The organism is Staphylococcus lugdunensis, assembly GCF_002901705.1.
Taxonomy (GTDB): Bacteria; Bacillota; Bacilli; order Staphylococcales; family Staphylococcaceae; genus Staphylococcus; species Staphylococcus lugdunensis.
Genome location: NZ_PPPV01000016.1, coordinates 389,826 through 390,701, shown reverse-complemented (window position 1 = coordinate 390,701; position 876 = coordinate 389,826). Strand labels below are relative to the sequence as shown.

The following is an 876-nucleotide window of genomic DNA, read 5'->3' as shown; positions in this document are numbered from 1 at the left end:
GGCAACACAGTTATCCACTTCAGTGACGGTAAAACAGTGACTGTGCCAAAAGGTCACGATGGCCAAAATGGACATGATGGTACATCAGTGACAGTAACGAACACAACAACAGATGGAGACGGTAATACAGTTATCCACTTTAGTGACGGTAAAACAGTAACAGTACCGAAAGGCGCGAAAGGTGATAAAGGCCAAGACGGTACATCAGTCACAATAACAAGAACTGAAACAGACCAAGCTGGTAATACAGTAGTTCACTTTAGCGATGGTCATTCAATCACTGTACCAAAAGGCCAAGACGGACATTCAGTAGGTATTCAAGAAATCACTAAAAATGCTCAAGGTGAAACAGTTGTAACATTTACTGATAACCACTCAATCACTATTCCAAAAGGCGCGAAAGGTGATAAAGGTCAAGATGGTACATCAGTAACATTAACGAACACAACAACAGATGGAGACGGTAATACAGTTATCCACTTTAGTGATGGCAAAACAGTAACCGTACCGAAAGGCGCGAAAGGTGATAAAGGCCAAGACGGCACATCAATCACAATAACAAGAACTGAAACAGATCAAGCTGGTAATACAGTAGTTCACTTTAGCGATGGTCATTCAATCACTGTACCAAAAGGCCAAGACGGACATTCAGTAGGTATTCAAGAAATCACTAAAAATGCTCAAGGTGAAACAGTTGTAACATTTACTGATAACCACTCAATCACTATTCCAAAAGGCGCGAAAGGTGATAAAGGTCAAGATGGTACATCAGTAACATTAACGAACACAACAACAGATGGAGACGGTAATACAGTTATCCACTTCAGTGACGGTAAAACAGTAACAGTACCGAAAGGCGCTAAAGGCGACAAAGGT

1 pseudogene is annotated in these 876 nt (G+C 41.2%); it reads left to right on the top strand.

Going from position 1 to position 876, the window contains the following annotated elements:
- Nucleotides 1-876 (top strand): annotated as a pseudogene (locus CD041_RS12320) (hypothetical protein); the annotation flags it as partial.